The organism is Amycolatopsis sp. NPDC057786, from assembly GCF_042797905.1.
In the GTDB taxonomy this organism is placed as follows: domain Bacteria; phylum Actinomycetota; class Actinomycetes; order Mycobacteriales; family Pseudonocardiaceae; genus Amycolatopsis.
Genome location: NZ_JBHVKW010000014.1, coordinates 86,890 through 106,895, shown reverse-complemented (window position 1 = coordinate 106,895; position 20,006 = coordinate 86,890). Strand labels below are relative to the sequence as shown.

Sequence of the window (20,006 nt, the reverse complement as noted above, 5' to 3'; positions counted from 1 at the left end):
AGGGCCCCTTTGAGACCTTCATCGTCTCAAAGGGGCCCTTCACGACATCCCCACGACCGCGACCAGGGCCGAAGGCTCCCATCACCGCATCAGACGCGGCGAAGGGAGCCTTCACCCCGTCGCCGATCCCGCCCACGACCACGGCACAGCGCCTGGTACTCACCCGGATGTCGCGGGCTACCCTGCACTTCATGCCCGTCCCTGTCGACAAGCCCGCCGCCCGCACCACCGCACGCGGGGAGGCGGCGGGCGTGACGTCGCGGGCGGCCGTCGTGCGAGTGGCCACCGAACTGTTCTCCGCCACCGGCTACCGCGGCACCTCGATCGCCCGCGTCGCGAAGTCCGCCGGGTTGTCCCAATCCGGGCTCCTGCACCATTTTCCCAGCAAGACCGCCCTGCTGACAGCGGTACTCGAAGCGCGCGACGCGGAGGACGCGCGGTTCCTCCGCCAGGGTGGCGATCACCTTCCGCTGAGCTGGGCCGCGTTCTCGGCGATCGAGGCGCTGGTGGCCCGCAACACCACGCGGCCGGAACTGGTGGGGTTGTTCGTGCGCGTCACGGCGGAGGCCACCGACCCGCAGCACCCCGCCCACCAGTGGACGCGGTCGCACTACGCGGCGGTGAACCGGTGGCTGACCGAGGCGATCCACAGTGGACAGAACTCCGGTGAGATCCGGGCCGACGCCCCGGTGGCCACGCTGGTGCGAACGACGATCGCCGTATTGGACGGATTGCAGCAGCAGTGGATGCTCGACCCCGAGACGGTCTCGATGACCGAGGAATTCGGCGCTTTCGTCGACGCCGTCAAGCACCGCTGGTCGTGAACGTGGACCTCACCCTTCATCACCTCCGGTGCTTCCTCGCCGTGGCGGAGGAACGTCATTTCGGCCGCGCCGCGGCCCTGCTGCATCTGAGCCCGTCCGCGGTGAGCGAGCAGATCGCTTCACTCGAACGGCGGCTCGCCCGCCCGCTGTTCCGGCGCACCTCCCGCAGCGTCGAACTGACCGGGCCAGGCCGGGAGCTGGTGCCGCTGGCCCGGCAGGCGATCGCGGCCATGGACGAGGTCCTGGACTGGGCGCGAAAGGGGATCGACGAACCGGCCATCCGGGTCGGGCTGATGGTCTCCAGTCCGCGGTTCCGCGCGATCATGGCGGCGGTCGCGGACGAACTTCCCCAGGTCCGCTGGCAGATCCGGCAGCTGGGCTTCCTCGGCTGCCACGACGCGCTGACCGACGGCGAAGTGGACTGCGCCTTCGTCGCCGAGCTCGGCCGGAACCCGGCTCCCGCGTTCGAATCGGTGCCGTTATGGGAGGAGGGATGCGTGCTGGTGCTGCCCGACAAGCATCCACTGGCCGCTCGGGACTCCGTACGGCTGGCCGAGCTGGCCGGGGAGACCTTCGTGTCGGTCGAGGACGAGAAGGTCGCCGAGCATTGGTATGCGCCGCTCACCTCGGCCGGTTTGGCGCCCCGGCTGCTGCCGATCGCCAGGAACTTCGAAGAGGTGCTCGAACTGTGCGGCGCCGGACAGGGCGTCAACATCGCCGGGGAATCGGCGCCGGCCACCTACCCTCGGCCGGGGCTTTCGTTCGTGCCCATCATCGACTCCCCGCCGGCGACGACCTACCTGTACCTGCGCCGGGAACGCCGCTCCGAAGCGCTCGACCGATTCGTCCGGATCGCCACCGAACTCGGCGGCGCGCCCGCCTGATCGTCCGGATCCGCCGAACGATCGTGCGGACGATCCCGCTGGTGTGTCCCGAGCCGGGCGACCAAGCTTGACGGCATGGCACACCGTTTCACCTCGCCGTCGGAGGCGGTCCGGGTCGACGTCGACGTCGACGTCGTCTTCGCCCGGCGGGACACCGGGGATCTGCTGCTGGACCTCTACCTCCCGGTAAGCGACCGACCGGTCCCGGTGGTGCTGTGGCTGCACGGTGGCGGCTGGTTCACCGGAGACCGCGCGCTGGCGCCCGACCTCGCACGGCACGCCGTCGCCACCGGCTGCGCGATGGCGAGCATCGAATACCGGCTCTCGGCACAGGCGTCGTTCCCCGCCCAACTGCACGACGTGCGCGCCGCCGTCCGGTTCCTGAACGCGCACGCCGGACGATACGGTCTCCGCCCCGGCGCGGTAGCGCTCTGGGGCGCGTCCGCGGGTGGTCACCTGGCGGCGCTCGCCGGACTCACCGGACACCTCACCGAGGTACCGGGCGAGCGGGAAAGGGGCGCCGTACCGGTACGAGCGGTGGCGGCGTCCTATCCCCCGGTCGATCTCGCCGAAGTCGTCGCCGACGCGGAAGCGGCCCACCCCGGACGGGACGGGGCGTCGTCACCGGAGGCCCGGCTGCTCGGCGGGCATCCGGCACGCCTTCCCGAGCAGGCCCGGCAAGCGAGCCCGCTGACCTGGATCAGCTCGTCGGCACCCCCGTTCCAGCTCTCTCACGGCACCGCGGACGTGCTCGTGTCGCCTCGGCAGAGCGAGCGACTGCACACGGCGCTCGTGGCCGTCGGCGTGCCGAGCGAGCTGTACCTCCTCGAGGGCTACCGGCACGGTTTCCTCAACCCACCAGGCCGCCCCGATGTGCCACTCGGCCGGGTGATGGACGACGGCAGGCTGGCGGCGGAGGGCACCGCGCGGGCCGTGCGGCGCGTCTCGTCCGCCGATGGCGAACCGGCCACGTTCGGCTTCTCCGACATCCACGACTTCTTCCGCAAGCACCTCACGACCCGTTCCACGACAGGAGAAACCCGGTGACGACGCCCGATCTGGAGACCATGCACGGACTCGCTCCGGTCATCGACGCCCTGCCCGGCGAACCGGTCCCCTACTACCTCGCCGCCGGCGAGGGTCTCCGGTTCGAAACCGGTGGTCTACTGTGGACGGTCATCGCCCGGACCGCGGACACCGGCGGCCTCTTCGACGCGGCGTTCGTGCTCGGCCCGCGCGGAGCGGAAATCCCGTTCCACAGCCTCGCCGGTCACCAGCGTTCCTTCTACGTCGTCGACGGCAGCGCCCAGTTCTGGTTGCCCGGCGAGAGCCGGATCCTGGTACCCGGCGACTCGGTGCACGTCCCGCCGGGCACTCCGGTGGCCTGCCGCATGCTGAGTCACCTGACCAAGCTGCTGCAGTACTCCGCCCCCGGCGGCGCGCTCGACGAACTCACCGAGGCGGCGAACGTCGAACGGCACATCTATTCCGCCGGCGGTGCCGTGACGGGCGAAGTGCCGCCGGGAGCGACGCCGCACGACCTGCCCCTGGCAGCGGCGAGCGACGCGTGGGACGACACACTTCCCTCGGGCACCGAAGGCTATTTCCTGCGAGCCCGTACCGGTGACCGGCGGGGCTGGCCGGACGCGGTGAACTCGTTCCTGACCAGGGGCCGCAACACCGGGGGCCGGTACTTCGCGGTGAACACTCTCGCCTCCCCACAGCCGTACATCATCCGGCACTTCCACCAGCGGCACACCGAGAACTTCCTGTGCCTATCCGGCCGGATCTGGCTGTGGGTCAACGGCGAGGAAATCCTGCTCACCGGCGGGGACTTCCTGCACGCCCCGCCCGGAACCGTGCACAGCTTCGCCGTCACCGCGCACAACACCCAACTGCTTGGCCTGCTCACCTCGGACATCTTCGAGCCGTTCTTCGACGTGACCGGCGTGCCGACCGACGACCATGTGCACACCGAAGGGCTCATCGACCCGTCGGTGGTGATGGGCGGCATGCGGGCCAACCCGGACCTGGACGTCGTCGTGACCGGTGGCCCGCCCGAGCGGGTCCGGGCCACCGGCATCTGAGCCCCTTTCCGGCCCGTGTCGGTACGTCAGCGGAGGGCGAGCGCGACGAAGCGGGTGTTCTCTCCCGGCCAGAAGTTGTCGTCGCTGACCACGAGAAGGGTGCGTTCGCCCGTGGGCAGAGCCGGCCCCCAGGACATTCCCTCGTAGTTGTCGATCAGCGGCAACGGCAGGTCGCGGAAGTCCAGCAGCAGCTTCTTGCGGACCGGCGTGACGGTGGCGCCTTCCAGTGCGCCGACGTTCTTGATGTTCGTGGCGCCCCGAGTGCTCATCTCGAACAGCTTCACGTGGTAACCGTGCCCGGTGACGAAGCCGCGTTCGATCACCAGGTACCGGGCCGGGTCGGTCGGATGCGCCAAGATCTCCGGGATCCCGGAGTCGGCGAACGAACCGGGCGGGTTCGGCACGGCGAACAACGGCTCCTGCGGATAGGCGTACTGAGCCAGCGGCGTGCCGCCGCGCGTGTGCACCGTGACCCTGGACAGTCCGCCATGGTCCGGTGTGGGCACGGGCCCGTCCTGCAGCAGCGGCGACTCCACCGCACTGGTCAGCAACGCCCCACCGGCCGCGAAGGTGATCGCCTCCAGCACCAGGTTGCGCCGCGGCCCCGTCGCACCGGTGGTGATCCGGTAGTTGTCCGGCAACGGCAACTCGCCCGCATAGGCGCCGTCACGGCCCGCCCGCTGCACAGAGGGCTGGATCACCGGATCCGTCGGCGTGGGTGTGCCGCGTGGCCGATTGCCTTCCTGGCTCCACCAGTACTTCCCGGTCCACGGATCCACCCGGATGTCCTCCGGATCGACCGTCGTCCCGTCCCCTGCCGACGACGGCGGATACACCTGCCCATCCGGCCGCAGGAACGGCTTCGTTCCGGTGAACCGCACGTCGTGCACGCCGGTACCGTCGACGTCGATCTCGGCGGTGTAGAACCGGGCGGCCTGACGATCCGAACGGTCGTCGCTGATCATCACCCACTCGCCGGTGCGCTTGTCGCGGTCGATCCCGGACAATCCGCCGACCGTGGTGCCCCGGAACTCCGAATACTGCGGAATGGCGCGCTCCCCCAGAAAACGCACCTGAGACCACGCCTGGTCGGCAACCGGCGCCGCTGAGGCGGGTGTCCCCGTGACGACGCCAGTGCCTGCCAGCAACCCGGCGACGGCAAGGGCGACAACGCCCCGCGAAGATCGAATGCGCATACCTCGACCTTGCCCAACCGCCCCGCTCGACGGCAGGACCATCCAGGTAGTCCGCCTGACACGATCAGGTGGCCACCGTGCACACATCGGAACGGCGCGAGGAGCCGCCGCGCACCGCCGCACTGTCCACAGTGAACACTCGCGTCAGGGCTGGTAGCGGCACTACGCGAAACGCCGCTCGAACCTGGACGGCCACGACGCCCGGATCATCACGGCGCCGGGACCAGGAACCCGAACACGGCGATCGTGCCGTTGAGGTCCGGCCCTCCGGTGAAGCAGGCGGACAGCCCACCGGTCGCGGGCATGCCCAGTTCGAGCGCGCCCTGGTACCGGTCGTACAGCCCAGCGACCTGGGTGGCGGGCGCCGACCGTTGCACGGGCAGCGTAAGGAACTGCTGGGTGCCGCCGAGCGGGGTGAACCGCAGGACCGCCGATCCCGCGTTGCCCGGAGGCACGTTGAAGTCCGTGACCACGTTGCGCACGAAGAGCACCTGACCCGACGGCACCGGTGTGAGGTCCGCGCATTGGAAGCTGCTCACTCTGATGAGCACCTGACTCGACGCGTAGGGCGTGCCCTGCCACAACGGCGCGACGGCGGCCTGCGGGAAGTTGCCGACGTTCACCGTGGGTGTCCCGGTGAGCCCGACGTTCCAGGCGCCGCTCTGGGCCGCGCTGACCGGTACCGGCTTGTCCGGGCCGTTGGCCACGACCACGTTCTGCGCCGGCGGGCCGCTGGGTTCCGGAGGCGCGGCCGACGCGATGCTGCTGCTCGCGACGACGACCGCGACACCGACGATCACGCCACGTTTGACGATCCTGCTGTACATGCCTTTCTCCTCACAGCCGAGGTCGCGCGGCCTCAAGGCGCGCAAGCGTTCGGGTTGTCGAAATGGCCAGGGGTGGTCGGGAACGCCGGTCCCGTGCCGTGATCCTTCATGTCCGGCTGGTACACCAGCGCCAGCTCGTCGTAGGCCGACGTGCCTTCCGTGGTCACGTCCCCGGCCGCCTGACCGGCGCCCAGCGAGTACGCCCACCGCTGCAGGAACTCCTGATGCGTCGGACTGTGCTGCCGGACGTCGTTGTAGCCGCCGTAGGCCGCGTTGCAGTGCGTGTAGAGGTTGTACGCACCGCCCCAGTCGAGCAGCCGGTCACCGGGGTTCGGCCCGTTGTCGGCCACGTCTGCCTGCAGCACGTCGCGGTCCCAGCCGCCGTAGATCCAGTCGATGCCCTGGTGGTGCTGGTTGTCCGCGACATCGGCGTTGTCGAGATTCGTCATCTCGAACCACGAGCACGGGTCGACGGTGACCGCGTTCTTGCCGTTGCCGAACGTCTGCGGCCACGGGTTCGCGGTGCAGGTCGTCTGCCCCGGTGCGCCGTACGTGCCGCGCGGACGCCAGTCGAGGATGTCCGAACCCAGCGCGCCGGTGTTCGGGTCGACCGACGGTCCGGACGTGGCGCCCTTGCCGCCGTGGAGGTAGTCGACGAGCGAGTCGTTGACACCCCGGTCGTTCGGGTTGGCCGGATCGGTACCGCCCTTGCCGCCCCACAGCACGTCCGCGCCGTCGTCGCCGAAGACGATGTCACCGCCCGAATCCCCGTTGGCCAGATCGTCGCCGAAACCGCCGTGGATCGAGTCGTGGTCGTCGCCGCCGCGGATGCGGTCGTCGCCGCCTTCGAGGTCGCCGCGGTGCGGCATCGCCGGGGCGGTGCCGGATGCGGCGAAGGTGTCGCCGTCGACGTCGTGCTGCAGATCGACCTGCCGCGTGACCGAGCCTGCCAGGAAGCCCTCGTAGTGGATCGCGGGCACCTGGGGGTTGTCGATCACGAAGTGGTTCGACCCGTTCTGGAAGACGTCCACGACACCGCCGCGGTCACCGACCATGGCGTCTTCGCCGCCGGTGCCCCACATGCGATCGCCGCCCAGCTCGCCGTACATGTCGTCGGCGCCGTCACCCGGAGCCGTCGCCGTGCCGGTGTCGCCGTACATCAGGTCGTCGCCGTCCTGGCCGTACAGGGTGTCCTCCCCCGCGTCGCCCCACAGGTTGTCGCCGCCGGAGGCGCCGAGTGCCTCGCAGGTGGCCTGCGTGGTGGTGCAGAAGCGCGTCGATGCGCCGTTGACGCCGTGGCGGACGAACGCCGCGCCTTGCGGGAGGTTCTGCGGGTCGTAACGTTTCGCGTAGACCCGGTTCGTCAGCGGCAGCGAGACCTTCGACAGGTCGTCGCCGAGCGCCACCGGTTTGCCGGTCTGGTCCACGATGTCCCGTACCGCGGTGCCGTTGTCGCCGAGGATGAAGTCGGCGGCGCCGTCACCGTGCACGTCGTCGGCCGTGTCGCGGAAGACCTCCAGCGAACTGCCGCCGATCAGGTCGTCCTGCCCGTTCGGCGCGGAGACGTCGCCGAGGTCGTCCGACGCCGCACCCGGCCACGCCGGCTCCGGTGGGGTGATCGCGATCCCGGCCTCCGCGAGCGTGCGGTCGCCGAACATCGTGTCGTGCCCGCCGTTGCCCTCCGCGTAGTCGTCGTGCGCGCCACCGGACATCTGGTCGTCGCCGTCCTGGCCGAACATCACGTCGACGCCGCCACCACCGGACAACTGGTCACCGCCCGCCACCGATCGCGCCGGCGCGCCGAGGAATCCGTTGCTCCACGAGAGATCCAGCAGCCGCAGCGAACGCTGCGTCCCGAACTTCCCGTCGCTGCCGACGCGGAGCAGGTAAGGCGACGGCGGCGCGATCCGGTCGGTGATCGCGTTGTCGCCGAGCACCACGTCGTCGCCCGTGCCACCGAAGACCACGTCCGCGGTGTCCGGCTGGCCCTGGGTGGTCAGCGCGGTGTCGTCGCCGTGGATCGTCGAGCTGCCGCCGACGAGGTCGTCGTCGCCGTTGTTCCCTTCGATCCAGTCCCGGCCCGGTCCGCCTTCGGCGTGGTCGCCGTCGTTGCCGCCCTTGATCCGGTCGTTGCCGGACTGGCCGAGGATCGCGTCGCAGCCGTTGTCACCGGTGATGTCGTCACCGCCGGAGGTATCCGGCACCGGCGTGTCACCGAGGTCGTACAGCTGGATGCTGCGGTGCGTCATCGGGAGCGCGCCGGGCAGGTCCGTGTCGAACCGGCCCTGGGTGATCGGGCTCTTCGGAAGGCCCGGGTCCCTGGTCACGAGCGCGTTGTCGCCGGTGATCACGTCGGCGTCCTCGCCGCCGGAGATGGTGTCCCCGGTGTCGGGCTGGCCCACGGTGCCCTGGCCGCTTCCCATCTCCACGGCGGACGAACCGCCGACGAGATCGTCCTGCCCGGCGTCGCCGAACAGCTTGTCGGCGTCCGGGCCGCCTTCCGCGTAGTCGTCCCCGGCGTCGCCGTGCACGGTGTCCATTCCGGACTGCGCGTGGACGACGTCCGTGGCGTTGCCGCCGGAAATGATGTCACCGCCGGAGTTCGCCGCGTTCGCGGTGAAGCCGAGGTCGAACAGGACCACGTGCCTGCCCGCCGACAGCCCGCGGCCACGGGTGACCGGGTCGCCGGAGTCCGGGCCACCCGTACCGGTGATCGTGGCGTTGTCACCGGTGATCACGTCGTCGGCGTCGCCGCCGGAGATCGTGTCACCCGCGTCCGGATAACCCGCCGCGTTCTTCGCCGCCGGGTCGCCGGGCGTCTGGTGGCTGCCGCCGATGATGTCGTCGGCCTCGGTCTCGCCGTTCAGGATGTCGGCACCGGGGTTTCCTTCGATGCGGTCCGGATCCTTTCCGCCGGAAACGGTGTCGTTCTCCAACCCGCCGTAGAGCGCGTCGGTGTCCAGACCGCCACCGATGGTGTCGTCTCCGCCCAGCGCGGCATCCGCGCTGGTGGCCAGGTCGAACACCGGCCCGCCGGGCGACGCCGGATCGCCGTTGTCACCGATGATCGTGTCGGTGCCGCCGTCGCCGAACAGCTTGTCGCCGTCGTCGGGCTGTCCCGCCGCCCGTGTGCCGCCGACGATCACGTCACCGGCCAGACCGCCGGAGATCCAGTCCTTCCCGTTGTTGCCCTCGATGGTGTCGGGGTCGTCGCCGCCGAACATCGTGTCGACGCCGTCGTTGCCGTACAGGGTGTCGGTCCCGGTGTCGCCGTAGACGGCGTCGTCGTCCGAGCCGCCCCAGACCTGGTCCGCGTCGCGGCCGCCGTGCAGGACGTCCTTGCCCTTCTCGCCGCACACCAGATCTTCGTTCGCCTCGGCGTCGACATTGTCGTCACCGCCGCCTGCCCGCACGTTTTCCACCCCGGCGCCGCCGATGACACGGTCGTTGCCGTCCAGCGCGTCGTTCACCGTCTCGTCGACCGGGGTCGACGGCAGTGGCGAACCGGCCTTGCACGGTGTCGTCCGCTTGTCGCCGTAGACGTCCGCACCGCCGTCGCCGCCGATGATGTGGTCGCGGCCAAGGCCGCCGACCAGCGTCTTGTGCGACGGGCTCACGCCCTGCGGGAGCGGTGTGTGCGTGACGAAGTAGAGCGGCCCGTAGTCGTCCGTCTTCGCCGGGTCCGGGAATTCCAAAGTGGACGGTTCGGCGATGACGTAGTCGTCGTCCGGCCCGCCGTAGAGGGTGTCCGCCCCGTAGCCGCCGAACAGGATGTCGTTGCCGCCGCCACCGCGGAAGTCGTCCTTCTGCGTCTTCGCCGAGTGGCCGGTGACCCGGTCCTGTCCCTTGCCGCCGAACACCTTGTCGTCACCGGAACCGGTGTCGACGGTGTTGATCGGCCCGCCTGCCGGGCCGCCCGTGGTGTTGGCGTCGTCCGAGCCGTAGCCGTCGATGCCGGGGTCGACCTTGCCCGCGGTGTAGATCTCGTCCGGCCCGGTGCCGCCGGCGAAGCGGTCGCTGCCGTCACCGCCGATGAGGATCGCGCCCGGGGAGACGAACAGCTCCCGCGGAAGCGTCGGCACGTCCTTCAACGGATCGTCGGCCGCGACCCCGAGGGTGTCGTCGCCGCCGTTGCCGAACGCGGTCGACTTGGCGAGGCCGACCTTGATCGTGTCGCCCGCGTCGCCACTCCCGGTCCCGCCCGCCGGATCGGGCAGGATCGCCCAGTTCGGCACGGAGACGGTCGGACCGCCGGTGCCGTCCGCGAGCGGGTCGCCGCCGTCGCGGCCGTCGTTCTTCAGCTCCTTCAAGCCGACCGAGGTCACCGGCGGCGCGCCGAGACTCGAGTCGCCCGCGACGATGTCCTCGCCGTTGCCGACGGTGATGCTGTCGACGCCAGGGCCACCCGCGACGCGCGCCTTCGCTCCGTTTTGGACATAGCTCTTCCGGTCCGCGGCGAGCACGGTCCGGTCGCCGGTGACGATGGTGTCGTCGCCCTTGCCGCCATCGACCCACGAGTTGCCGATACCGGTCTTGATCTGGTCGTTCTTGTCACCGCCGAACACGATCGCGTCCCGGTCGAACTGCGCGGTCGGCGGTGGCGGGCCGTCCTTGGCGGTGTCCTGTTTGGCGTCCCCGATGAACGTCACGCTCATCGGCTTCGCGTAACCGCGGCCGTCCACGACCACCCGCTCGATACTCGCGTTCCGGAACTCGCGCCGGATCCCGAGCATGTCCACGGCCACGCCGGTGAACGCCGGGTTCGCCGGGTTCGCGTAGTCGTGCAGCGACGTGATCTTGACGGTGTCCTTCTCCTGCTTGTTCGACTCGTACGGGTCACCCGCGCCGCCACCGCGCTGGGCGGTGTGGCCGAGCGCGGCCGCGTACACCACGAGTGTCTTGCCGTCACCGCTGAGCCCGCCGAGTTTCGGCGGTGGTGGGGTGCAGTTGGGTGTCGCGGTGAAGTCGAGCAACGTGACGTCGACGATCGTGAAGCTGAACGACACCGAGAACGGCCCGAAGCCGACGGTCACGTAGAGCTTGAGGAAGACATAAAGCCGCCCAGACACGGTGAACAGGCATATCGGGTTGTTCAGCGCCGTTTGCAGGAACTCCGTGATCCGGAACTTCCCGTCGTGGTTGGGGTCGTTCCACAGGAACGAGACCGTGAGGCCCACCCCGCCCTCGATGCCGACGGTGATGATCACCGCCGTGACGGCCGCACCGGCGGCGAGTTCGCCGGTGAACGACACCACCGGGATGGGTTTCCCGTTTTCGGTGGTGTAGAAGAACAGGCTCTGCAGGAACGCCTGCCCCACGGTCGCGAGGTCGAGCTCGCCGGCGCGGGCCGCCTCGAACGCCTTGCGGATGCCGAAGGTGTCGAAGCCCGCGACGATGCGCAGCGTCACCGACGCGGAACCGTGCAAGGTGATCACCACCGGCGGCGGCGCGTACACCGGCCCGAACTGCTGGCGCCAGTCGAAGCCGAGGCGCAGCGGACCGGAGTCGAATTTGACCAGATCCACGTCCCCGCCGAGCAGCACGTTGAACAACGAGGCGGGCTTCTCGAACACCGGGAAGCTGAACCCGGCCGCCGACGCCTGTGTGGTCATCGGGCCGACCGACTTCGGGTTGGAGTTCTTGCCGTTGATCGCGCCGAGGATCGGGGCGAACCCGGTGCCGCCACCGGCGTCCTTCTTCGCGCTGATCAGGCTCTCGGTGTTGTCCGGTGTCACCGTGGTGTCGAGTGCCTTCTGACCGCCGAGTTCGAACGACCCGAGCGGGATGAGGCAGTTGTCGGTGCAGGCCGGGAAGTTGTTGATGAAGTTGACGACCCCGGCGATCGTGTCGACGAACTTCAGGTCCGGGCCGCCGGCGATCGTGCTGAACGCCTTGCCGATCGACACCATCGTGACGTCCCCGCCGCCGGCCAGATGGGACAGGTCCGAAAGCACCGGGATCGGCGCGTACAGCGTCTTGATCACCGGGTCGAGCGGTCCGGTCACCTGCTTGATCTTGTTCACGATCGGGCTGAGGATCTTGCCGAAGATCTCACCGCTGTCGATGGCCACCTTGTCGAAGGCCAGTGTCAGCGGGGAGTTTCCGCCGTCGGCGCTGTTGGTCCCCGGCTTGACGTTGTTCCACGCCCAGTGCAACCGGAAGTTCGCCTGGATGCCGGGGAATCCGGCGTCCTCCCCCGGCCGTGCCTTGAGCAGCCAGTTGATGTCCGCGCTCGCGTGCAGCTTGACGTCGGCGAGCCGGTCCAGCCCGGCGTTCTGCAGATCGGTCAGATGCAGCCTGCCGTTGGTCGGGTCGTCCGGTGCGATCAGGTCGATCTTGAACGCGCCGCCGAACAGCGGCAGGACACCCGCGTCGTTCGCCGGGGCGGCGGCGTGGTCGCAGTCGTCCGCGCTCTTCTGCTTGGTGCAGTTCTCCGCGGTGATGTTGATGAACGCGAGCTGCGCGTTGATCTTGTTCGGCAGCGTGACGTTCAACCCGACCGCGAACTCGGGTTGCGCGGAATCCTTGGTGCTGACGAAGAATCCCTCGCTCCGGCTGATGCCCATGGAAAGGTGCAGCCGCCAGCCGAGCTGGACCTCAGGACCGGCGCCGCCGTCGGCCTTCAACGAGAATCCGGGGATGCCCAGGTCCAGCGGCACGGTCTTCTTGAGACATTCGTGGCCGGACGGCAGCCCGGCACAGTTCAGCAGGTCGCCGCTGAAGTCACCTTGGCTGACGTTCAGGCTGATGCTGACCGCGTCGAGGTCGTTGTAGGAGCAATCGCGCGGCCGCGGGTTCTCGGCCGGGTTCTCCGGCGCTCCACCGATCGAAGCGGCACCGACGTCGGTGAACTTGGCGTCGGTGACGTCCGCGACCAGTTTGAAGGCGCCGCCCTCCTCGCGGAACACCAGGTATCCGGCCGCGTTGGTGACCGGTTCCCATGCGATGTCGAGTGAGTCCGTTGTGGACAGTGCGGTCGGGCCGGTGGTGATCTCGCCGGGGTCGCTCGCCTTGGCCTGTTTCTTCGCACCATCGATCGTCACATAGGACGCGACGACGTAGCGGTAGGTCTTGTCCGCCGCCGTTGCGCCTTCGTGCAGCTTGACCGTCGGCGTGCCGACGGTGCCCAGCGGCGTCTTGCACAGCGTGTCCACGGTGACCGTGTCCGGGTTGAGGCCCGCGGCGGCGAGCTTTCCCCCGAGCTGGTCGTTGACCCAGCCGCGCACCGCGGCCATGTCGGTGAAGTGGCCGTTCGCCGGCAGCTGGTCCAGCGCGTTGTGGATCGCGGTGCGCAGTTTCCCGATGAAGTCCGCGCCCTGCTGGAGGTCGTCACCGAGCAGCGGCAGTTTGCCGCCGAAGCTCGCGGTGTTGAGTGCCTGCTCCACCAGGTTGAGGTAACTGTCGAGGCCGTCGAGCCTGCCGAAGTCGATCAGCTTGGCCGCGAGCGCGTCCGCGAGCAGCGCCGGATCCGGGGTCTCCAACCGCGGATGCCCGTCGATCGCCGCGCCGCCGAGGTTGAAGTAGTCGTCGGCCGCGGTCGCTTTGGGCAGGCGCAAGGCGAAGTTGTTCGACTTGGTGCCGTCGGTGATCACCTTGCTGTAGGTGGCGCCGCCGTCCTCGCTGATGTACAGCGGCAACTTGGCGCACAGGGCCAGCGGCGTACCGCCGTCGAGCCCGCAGCCCACCGCGGTACTCCCGGCGTTGATCGTCGGGCCGACGGCGCCGAGGAAGTCGGTGAAGCTGACCGGCGCGCCGGTGCCGCCTGCCTTGGCCAGGTCGATCGAGTAGGACGCCTTCGCGGTCGCCTTGTCCGCGGATTTGGGGTCGCCGAGTGAGACGCTCAGCGGGCCCAACGTGGTGGCGATGGTGGCGTTCTCCACGGTGGCGTCGAGTTTCACGCCGATCTTCGAGTCGTCGAGCACGCGCAGCGCGTTCGCGTCGGCCGGGCCCGCACCGGGCTGCAGCGGGACGACCAGGCCCATCTTGACCTGACCGCCGACGCCGAGCGAGACCGAACCGTCGCCCTGCACCCCGGCGACCCGCTGGCCGCCGGACGGCAGGCTGAAGTCGAACTGCACCGGTGTGCTGGTGTGGTACGCGCGCTTCCAGTCCAGCCGGATGATCAGCGACGGCGTTCCGCCCGGTTCGGCGTACTCGAACGTCACCGGGACACTGTCCTTGAACCGCGTGTTGATCGTCTGGACGAGGCGTTGCAGGTTGTCGGACGGTGCCGCCTCCAGCAACGAGATCACGTCGTCCAGTTCGGACCTGATCACATACGACGTCGACGGCGAAGGTTGGCTGGCCCACGGTCCGGCAAGAACGAGCGTGTCCGGCGTGACACTGCCGACGACGCCCACCTGGGTACCGGCGACGACCGTGCGGCCGACGAGCGACGGCGGGAAGGCGTTGCCCTTTTCGACGGTGCGCGCGGTGTCCTTCACCGAATTCGGGCCGTAGCTCACGGTCGGGCCGGAGCCGGATTCGTCGGCCCGCAACAGATCCTTGAGCGAACGGCCGACGAGCGGGATCTTGGTGCCGAACACCGCGGCGCCCGACGGCGAGGCGTCACCGAGGGAGGCGTCGAGGGTCTGCAGCGTCTTCAGGAGGATCGAGAAGAGCGCCTTCGGGTTGGCCGGGTCGAAGTCGAAGTTCACCAGTTCGGACAGGTCGCTCGTGCTGAACTGCGGACCGTCGGGACCGGTCGTCTTGGTGAGATCGTTCCAAGTGAATCCCGCGTGCGCGGAGGCGCCCTTCAGGAAGTCGCCCGTACCCGGCGCGCTCGCGTCGACGCCGCCGGCACCGCGGACCCGCACCTGGAAGTCGAGCAGCGCTCCCGGGTCGTGCAGCAGTTTGTCCACGACCGCGCCGAAGGTCAGGTCCCCGAGGTCCTTGAACTTCACCTGCGCCATGTGGTCGTCCGCGCCCGGTGTCCCGGCGCAGTCGGCACCCGCGTTCGGGTGGCAGACGTGCGCCGCGCCCTTCAGTTGCACCTGGAGGAATCCGGCGTTGGCGAACAGGTCGATACCCGCGTCCATCGGGAAATCGGCGGTGAACAGCGACGGAGCGCCGGAAGTGCGCAGCAGCACCCGATCCGGGCCGGTCGGTGTCGCGCCGACGAGGGTCGTGCTGCCGTCCGGGTTCTTCTGTTCGATCGGCGGGTTGTGCACGGTCGGGTTCCGCAGGTCGAGCACGAGGGTGACCGCGGCGTCGTAACTGGGCTTGACCTTCGCGGTGGCGTTGACGGCGTTGGCCTCACCAACGCCGCGGCCGCCGGTCTTCAGCTCGTTGCCGAGCTGGACGATGCCGACATCGCCCTGCATCCCGGAAATCGTGTACGGTGCGTTGGCGGCCGGGATCACCGGCGTCCAGCCCGGCGCCTGCAGGAAGAGCGTGTTCCCGTCGTTGTTCTCGACGGTCGCCCCCGCCGCGCCGGCGACGACGCGCCGTCCCGCGAACTCCCCCGGTTTCCAGCTCTGGTTCTCGTCCTTGAGAGTGGTCTGCGTGTAACCGGTCTTCGCCGGGGTGCCTGCCGGCCCGGACGACGCGGCCGCGGCCGCGTTCAGATCGACGGCCGTCGTGGGGGCCTTGCGGGACAACGTGATCTTGAAGTCGAGCTTGGTCGAACCCGGCGGGAAGTGGACATCGGAGACGCCGATCTTGGCGCCGCCGGGCAGGTTCGCCGCGGTGTTGAGCTTGTCGAGCATCTGCTGCAGTGACACGAACAGCGGTTCACCCGCCTGCGTGGGGTCCTCCGCGGACTTCGTGTTGTCCTGCAAGAACTTCTTGATCGACTCGTTGAGCTGGATCGCGTCGGCGAGGGTGCCCTTGACGAACGGCAGGTCGAGGTTGCCGATCGGATTCGCCGCGTCACCCCATTTCGCGCGCTGGATCGAGGTCAGCGTCGTCGCCAGCTGCGCGAGGCCGGTGGCCAGGTCGCGCGGGGTCAGGTTGAGGAACGGGCCGACGGTGCCGATGCCTTCCGGCGTGATCTGCGGCGACCCGGTGGCGATATCCGGCCAGCTGAGGCCGATCTTGGCGTCGACCGCGGGCAGGTCCAGCGAGAAGGAAGCCGCGGGCGCGGCCGCCAGGTGCAGCGAGCCGTTCAGCGACCCCGCCGGGCTGGCGAAGCCGAAGCTGACCAGACCGGCCAGCGAACCGTTCTGGGCCAGCTCGCCCGCGGTGCCGTCGTTGTTGAGGAACGCCAACCGCCCGTCGTTGTCCGGGTCGTTGATCGTGGCGGCGAAATGCGCCTTCAGGTCCAGAGAAGTGTCGGTCTCGACGAGCTTCACCCCGAGGACACCGATGGCGGCGTTGACGGCCTTGATGGCGTTCGCGTCGGGGAAACCGGCCGAGGCGTCGACGGTGAACGCCGGCGTCGTACCGTCGTTGAGGATGTAGGCCTTGTCATGCGCCTTGTCCCAGATCAAGGTCAGCTTCACCGTGGTGCCGACGGTGAGCCGCACGCCGCCGGTGGAGGAGAACGCCGACTGCGGGGCGTTCCCGCCCTCCCCGATCGGGACCGGGATGGTCAGCGCCTGGTTCTGCAGCACACGGGAGACGGTCAGGGTGAGATCGAGTCGCTTGTCCTCCCCGACGGTGGTCAGCGTGGTCTTGAGCGTCCCGGCCCGGTCGGCCGACAAGGTGATCGGCTGGTCGATGTCCAGGTCGGCGTCGTCGACGGCGGCGGAGAGCTTCTTGGTGCCGGTGTTGAACGCCTCCTGCGCCAGGGTGTCGAACCCGAGCGCGGCGCCGGGGCTGGTCTGCACGGCAGGCAGCGCCTTCGCCAGTTGCCCGATCGTGCCGAGGCCCTTGCTCCAGGTGGCGAAGCTGTTCGAGGGTCCGGCCAACGCGTTGACCAAGGTGCCGACGCCAGGGCTCGCCGCCCGCGCCGGGGCCGGGGTGACCACCACGCCCATCCCGATCGAGACGACGAACGCCGTCGCCAACGCGAGCCACCTGGAACCGGCACGTGAGCCCATCGGGCACCTCCCCGTTCACGGGCGCGCGACGACGCGCCGTTCACTCGGAGAAGGCTGACCAATGGTGAAATCCGCGTGAAGGGCCTGGTCCGCTCAGCGGACTGGTGACTTCCCCGCCATCAATGGGCGGATTCGGTCAACTCGCGACCGGCTTCCAAAGCGGCGGCGTCGACCAGCCTTCGCATCACCGCGAGGTCGCTCGACGGGACGGTCAGCAAACCGATCGCGGCCACGATCCGGCCGTCCGGGCATCGGATCGGCGCCGCGGCACCGTGGGCGACACCGCCGAGCAGCACCCCGGCCACCGCGGCGGAGGACGGCAGCACCGTGCCCGGCGAGACGGCGGGCGTGCTCGCGGAGTGCCCCGAGACCGCCGCGACGACCACGACGTCGGACCCGGCCAGCACGCACACCGCGACGTCGGCCCTCGCCAGTTTCGCCAGCCGGATCGCCGGTCGGCCCACCGCGGTGCGGATCCTCGCGTGCAACCGGCCCCGGCCCTGGACGAGCCTGCCCGCCAGCGGGCCGACGACGTATCCACGGAACAGCCGTTCGACCGCGCCGATCCCGCACATCTGCTCCAGCAGCCGATGGGCCGTCGACTTGGGCAGGCCTGCCCGGTGAGCCGCCTCGGTCAACCCGAGACCCGCGCCGGCGTCGGCGGCGGCGAGCACCTCGAGCAACGCGAACGCGCCCTCGAGTACCGACCGACCGGGCACGCGCGCCATGTCCATCGGAAGACCCCCGACGGTGCCGGTCACCCCGCTCAGATCGTCCGTAAGCATCAGTGACCTCCACCGCGGTCGCCTGCACCGATCGGCTCTTCGTGCCTGAGTTGTCGTCCACCCGCGACCGGGTGTTACGGCGAACGGCGTATCGGCCGGCGCGCGCGGTCGTCCTGCCGCTTCGTGCCACGATCGGGCTAAGCCGAGCGGCTGTCGCGCTCGCGATCGCGGGCCAGGGCGGGGCGGCCCCTTACAGTTCCGGCCATGTCGGAGGACGAACGCGCGCGGGCGCGACGTGTGCTGGCTTTCGCTCTCGACGTGGCGATGCAGATGTTCCGGCAGGGCATCGAGACCGCGGTCGTCGTCCGTACCGTCCGCCGGCTGGCGAACGCGGGCGGCATCGAAGAGCTGCGGATCTCGGTCGGGGTGCGGACGGTGCATCTGCAGTACTGCCCGAGCGGAGGCGGCGAGCCGGTGGTGCTGCTGGGCAGCATCGAAGCGAACGACACCCGCGACATCGGCCGGATGGGCGACCTGGAAGCACTCGCGATCCGCGCCGGCACCGGCGCGATCTCCCCGGACGAGGCCGAACGCGCGATCGGCGAACTCGCCACGGCGGGCCCGACCTGGCCGTGGTACGTCAGCCTCCTCGGCGGGTGCCTCCTCGCGGCGATGATCTGCCTGCAGGCCAACGGCACCGTACTCGCCGCGGTGGTCGCGGCCGCGCTGTTCGTCCTCGCCAACCGCGTCGGCTGGGCGCTCGGCATGATCGGCATCGCCGAGTTCTTCCAGGTCGCGGCCAAAGCGAGCACCGTGCTCGTCGCCGCGATCTCGCTGCTGTCACTCGGCCTGCTCGACGGACACGAGGCCGCGAGCCTCTCGGCGGCCAACCTCGTCCTGCTCCTGCCGATCCTGTCGCTGGTGTCCCTGGTCGAAGACGCCGTCGGCGACTACCACCTGATGGCCGCCGCCCGGATGGTCACGGTCCTGCTGCTCACCGGCGCGATCCTCACCGGCGTCATGGTCGTGGTGTCGGTGGCCAACGACCTCGACATCCTCGGCGAGGCGGGCCGGGTCCATCTCGCCACGCTCCCGCTCGCCCTGGTACCCGCCACGGCGCTGGTCGGCTCGCTGGGCAACGCGATCCTCATGGGCACACCCGCCCGATGGTGGCCGCTCGCCTGCGCCGCCGGGATCGTCACGTCCCTCGTGAACTGGGCAGGACACTCGATCCTCGACCTGGCCACTCCCCTGTCGATCTTCCTCGCGACCACAGTGCTCGGGATCCTGGCAGGCACGGCGGCCCGGACCTTGCGAGTACCGACCGCCGTCGTCACCATCCCCGGACTGACCGGCGCCGTGCTGCCCGGACCCGCGCTGTACCTGAGCCTGTCACAGGTCTTCGCCCAAGTCCCCGGCTCCTGGACCGCCGTGGCCGAAGCCGTCGTATCCACCGCGGCCATCGGCGTCGGCGTCGTACTCGGCCTCCAACTCGCCGCGCTGCACCGCACCGCGAGCCGCACTCCCGAACTGAACTGAGCCGAGCTGTGGAAACAGCGTGGCGTCGTGCAGGAAATCGCAGTGGCCTGACACCGTTGTCCGGCACAGCGCCCGCCGTCCACAAAAGACACAAGATTCGTTCCGCGGCTGTGCCCCGGCGCCCAAGCAGACAGCTTCCACCGGTCGGACTCGGCTAGAGTCCATGGATGGACAGATCCTGGGGGCTTCTTGCCGCTGTCAGCATGGTGCTCGCGGCGTCGGCATGCAGCGGTTCGGAGGAGAGCCCCACCCCGACACCACCACCGTCGTCGTCGAGCAGGCCATCGCCGAGCAAACCGGCCACCAGCAGCACACCACCCACCTTCACCCCGGCGGCTTCCCCCGCGAAGGTGACCGCCGCCTGCCCGTTCCTCGGAGCAGACGAGTTCGCCCAGATCACCGGCACCTCGAATGTCATCGCCCGGGAAGAAGCACCCGGAAAGGCCGAGACCGCACCCGAGTACACCTGCTCCTACGTGACCGGCAATCAATCACCTGAGCTAGCGCCTAAGCTTTACTTCTTCGCCTTCACCAAAGCCGACCCCCGCAAACCGGTGTCCAGCACAGCCGCGAACTGCCCCGGTCCGAGCACGCCGATTCCCGGCGCCGGAGACGCCGCCATGCACTGCGAGCTTGACGATTACTGGACCACACTCGCCATCGCCAAACGCGTCCACGGCGAGACCAGGATGCTGAACCTCCATCTCCCCCATTATCGGGACCCCGTCCTCACCGAGATGGCGAAACTGCTGGGCGACCGACTGTGACCAGCGCCGACTTCAGCCGATGACGGCGTGGAGTGTGCGGTACCGCTGTTTCGCGGTTTCCGCACCCCGGGTGTGGGGGGCGGCCCCGAGGGGGGCCCAACACACCCCCCAACAGGGGGTTGGGCAACCCCCCCCCCCCCCCCCCCCCCCCCGCCCCCCCCCCCCCCCCCCCCCC

12 protein-coding genes are annotated in these 20,006 nt (G+C 69.6%); 6 read left to right on the top strand and 6 right to left on the bottom strand.

The window, feature by feature from the left end; genetic code table 11:
- On the bottom strand, positions 1–193 hold a 193-nt coding region (locus ACFVM3_RS11735; protein WP_378437929.1), incomplete at its 3' end, for a hypothetical protein.
- Here ACFVM3_RS11735 and ACFVM3_RS11730 point away from each other — a divergent pair.
- From ACFVM3_RS11730 to ACFVM3_RS11715, 4 genes are all read left to right on the top strand, one after another.
- Positions 192–824 (top strand): TetR/AcrR family transcriptional regulator, encoded by a 633-nt coding sequence (locus tag ACFVM3_RS11730; RefSeq protein WP_378437927.1) that lies wholly within the window; start codon positions 192–194, stop codon positions 822–824. The two genes, ACFVM3_RS11735 and ACFVM3_RS11730, sit on opposite strands and share 2 nt — an antisense overlap.
- On the top strand, positions 743–1,708 hold the full coding sequence (locus tag ACFVM3_RS11725; protein WP_378437925.1) for a LysR family transcriptional regulator: 966 nt from the start codon (positions 743–745) through the stop codon (positions 1,706–1,708). Before ACFVM3_RS11730 ends, ACFVM3_RS11725 begins: the two co-directional genes overlap by 82 nt.
- Positions 1,709–1,783: 75 nt before the next feature.
- Positions 1,784–2,755, top strand: a complete 972-nt coding sequence (locus ACFVM3_RS11720) for an alpha/beta hydrolase fold domain-containing protein (protein ID WP_378437923.1) — start codon at positions 1,784–1,786, stop codon at positions 2,753–2,755.
- Positions 2,752–3,795 carry a quercetin 2,3-dioxygenase gene (locus ACFVM3_RS11715; protein WP_378437921.1) on the top strand — a complete coding sequence of 348 codons (1,044 nt, stop codon included), beginning with the start codon at positions 2,752–2,754 and terminating at the stop codon, positions 3,793–3,795. Before ACFVM3_RS11720 ends, ACFVM3_RS11715 begins: the two co-directional genes overlap by 4 nt.
- A 26-nt stretch (positions 3,796–3,821) precedes the next feature.
- On the opposite strand, the gene ACFVM3_RS11710 is transcribed toward ACFVM3_RS11715, so the two are convergent.
- From ACFVM3_RS11710 to ACFVM3_RS11695, 4 genes are all read right to left on the bottom strand, one after another.
- Positions 3,822–4,991, bottom strand: coding sequence for an esterase-like activity of phytase family protein (locus ACFVM3_RS11710; protein ID WP_378437919.1), 1,170 nt, complete (start codon positions 4,989–4,991; stop codon positions 3,822–3,824).
- A gap of 209 nt (positions 4,992–5,200) precedes the next feature.
- Positions 5,201–5,818 (bottom strand): hypothetical protein, encoded by a 618-nt coding sequence (locus ACFVM3_RS11705; protein WP_378437917.1) that lies wholly within the window; start codon positions 5,816–5,818, stop codon positions 5,201–5,203.
- Positions 5,819–5,850: 32 nt separating this feature from the next.
- The gene (locus ACFVM3_RS11700; RefSeq protein ID WP_378437916.1) at positions 5,851–16,800 is read right to left on the bottom strand and encodes a hypothetical protein; all 10,950 of its coding nucleotides are present in this window, start codon (positions 16,798–16,800) and stop codon (positions 5,851–5,853) included.
- A gap of 119 nt (positions 16,801–16,919) precedes the next feature.
- Positions 16,920–17,585, bottom strand: coding sequence for a helix-turn-helix domain-containing protein (locus ACFVM3_RS11695; RefSeq protein ID WP_378437914.1), 666 nt, complete (start codon positions 17,583–17,585; stop codon positions 16,920–16,922).
- Positions 17,586–17,789: 204 nt separating this feature from the next.
- On the opposite strand from ACFVM3_RS11695, the gene ACFVM3_RS11690 reads away from it, so the two are divergent.
- The gene (locus ACFVM3_RS11690) at positions 17,790–19,064 is read left to right on the top strand and encodes a threonine/serine exporter family protein (protein ID WP_378437913.1); all 1,275 of its coding nucleotides are present in this window, start codon (positions 17,790–17,792) and stop codon (positions 19,062–19,064) included.
- Between the two features lie 154 nt (positions 19,065–19,218).
- On the opposite strand, the gene ACFVM3_RS11685 is transcribed toward ACFVM3_RS11690, so the two are convergent.
- On the bottom strand, positions 19,219–19,482 hold the full coding sequence (locus ACFVM3_RS11685) for a hypothetical protein (protein WP_378437911.1): 264 nt from the start codon (positions 19,480–19,482) through the stop codon (positions 19,219–19,221).
- Between the two features lie 136 nt (positions 19,483–19,618).
- Between ACFVM3_RS11685 and ACFVM3_RS11680 the strand changes: the two genes are divergently transcribed.
- Positions 19,619–19,831 (top strand): hypothetical protein, encoded by a 213-nt coding sequence (locus ACFVM3_RS11680; protein WP_378437909.1) that lies wholly within the window; start codon positions 19,619–19,621, stop codon positions 19,829–19,831.
- The last annotated feature ends 175 nt before the right edge of the window (positions 19,832–20,006 follow it).

Coding starts and splice junctions, on each gene's coding strand:
- ACFVM3_RS11730 (WP_378437927.1), top strand. CDS start 192: ATGCCCGTCCCTGTCGACAAGCCCGCCGCCCGCACCACCGCACGCGGG.
- ACFVM3_RS11720 (WP_378437923.1), top strand. CDS start 1,784: ATGGCACACCGTTTCACCTCGCCGTCGGAGGCGGTCCGGGTCGACGTC.
- ACFVM3_RS11710 (WP_378437919.1), bottom strand. CDS start 4,991: ATGCGCATTCGATCTTCGCGGGGCGTTGTCGCCCTTGCCGTCGCCGGG.
- ACFVM3_RS11705 (WP_378437917.1), bottom strand. CDS start 5,818: ATGTACAGCAGGATCGTCAAACGTGGCGTGATCGTCGGTGTCGCGGTC.
- ACFVM3_RS11700 (WP_378437916.1), bottom strand. CDS start 16,800: ATGGGCTCACGTGCCGGTTCCAGGTGGCTCGCGTTGGCGACGGCGTTC.
- ACFVM3_RS11695 (WP_378437914.1), bottom strand. CDS start 17,585: ATGCTTACGGACGATCTGAGCGGGGTGACCGGCACCGTCGGGGGTCTT.
- ACFVM3_RS11690 (WP_378437913.1), top strand. CDS start 17,790: ATGTCGGAGGACGAACGCGCGCGGGCGCGACGTGTGCTGGCTTTCGCT.
- ACFVM3_RS11685 (WP_378437911.1), bottom strand. CDS start 19,482: ATGACATTCGAGGTGCCGGTGATCTGGGCGAACTCGTCTGCTCCGAGG.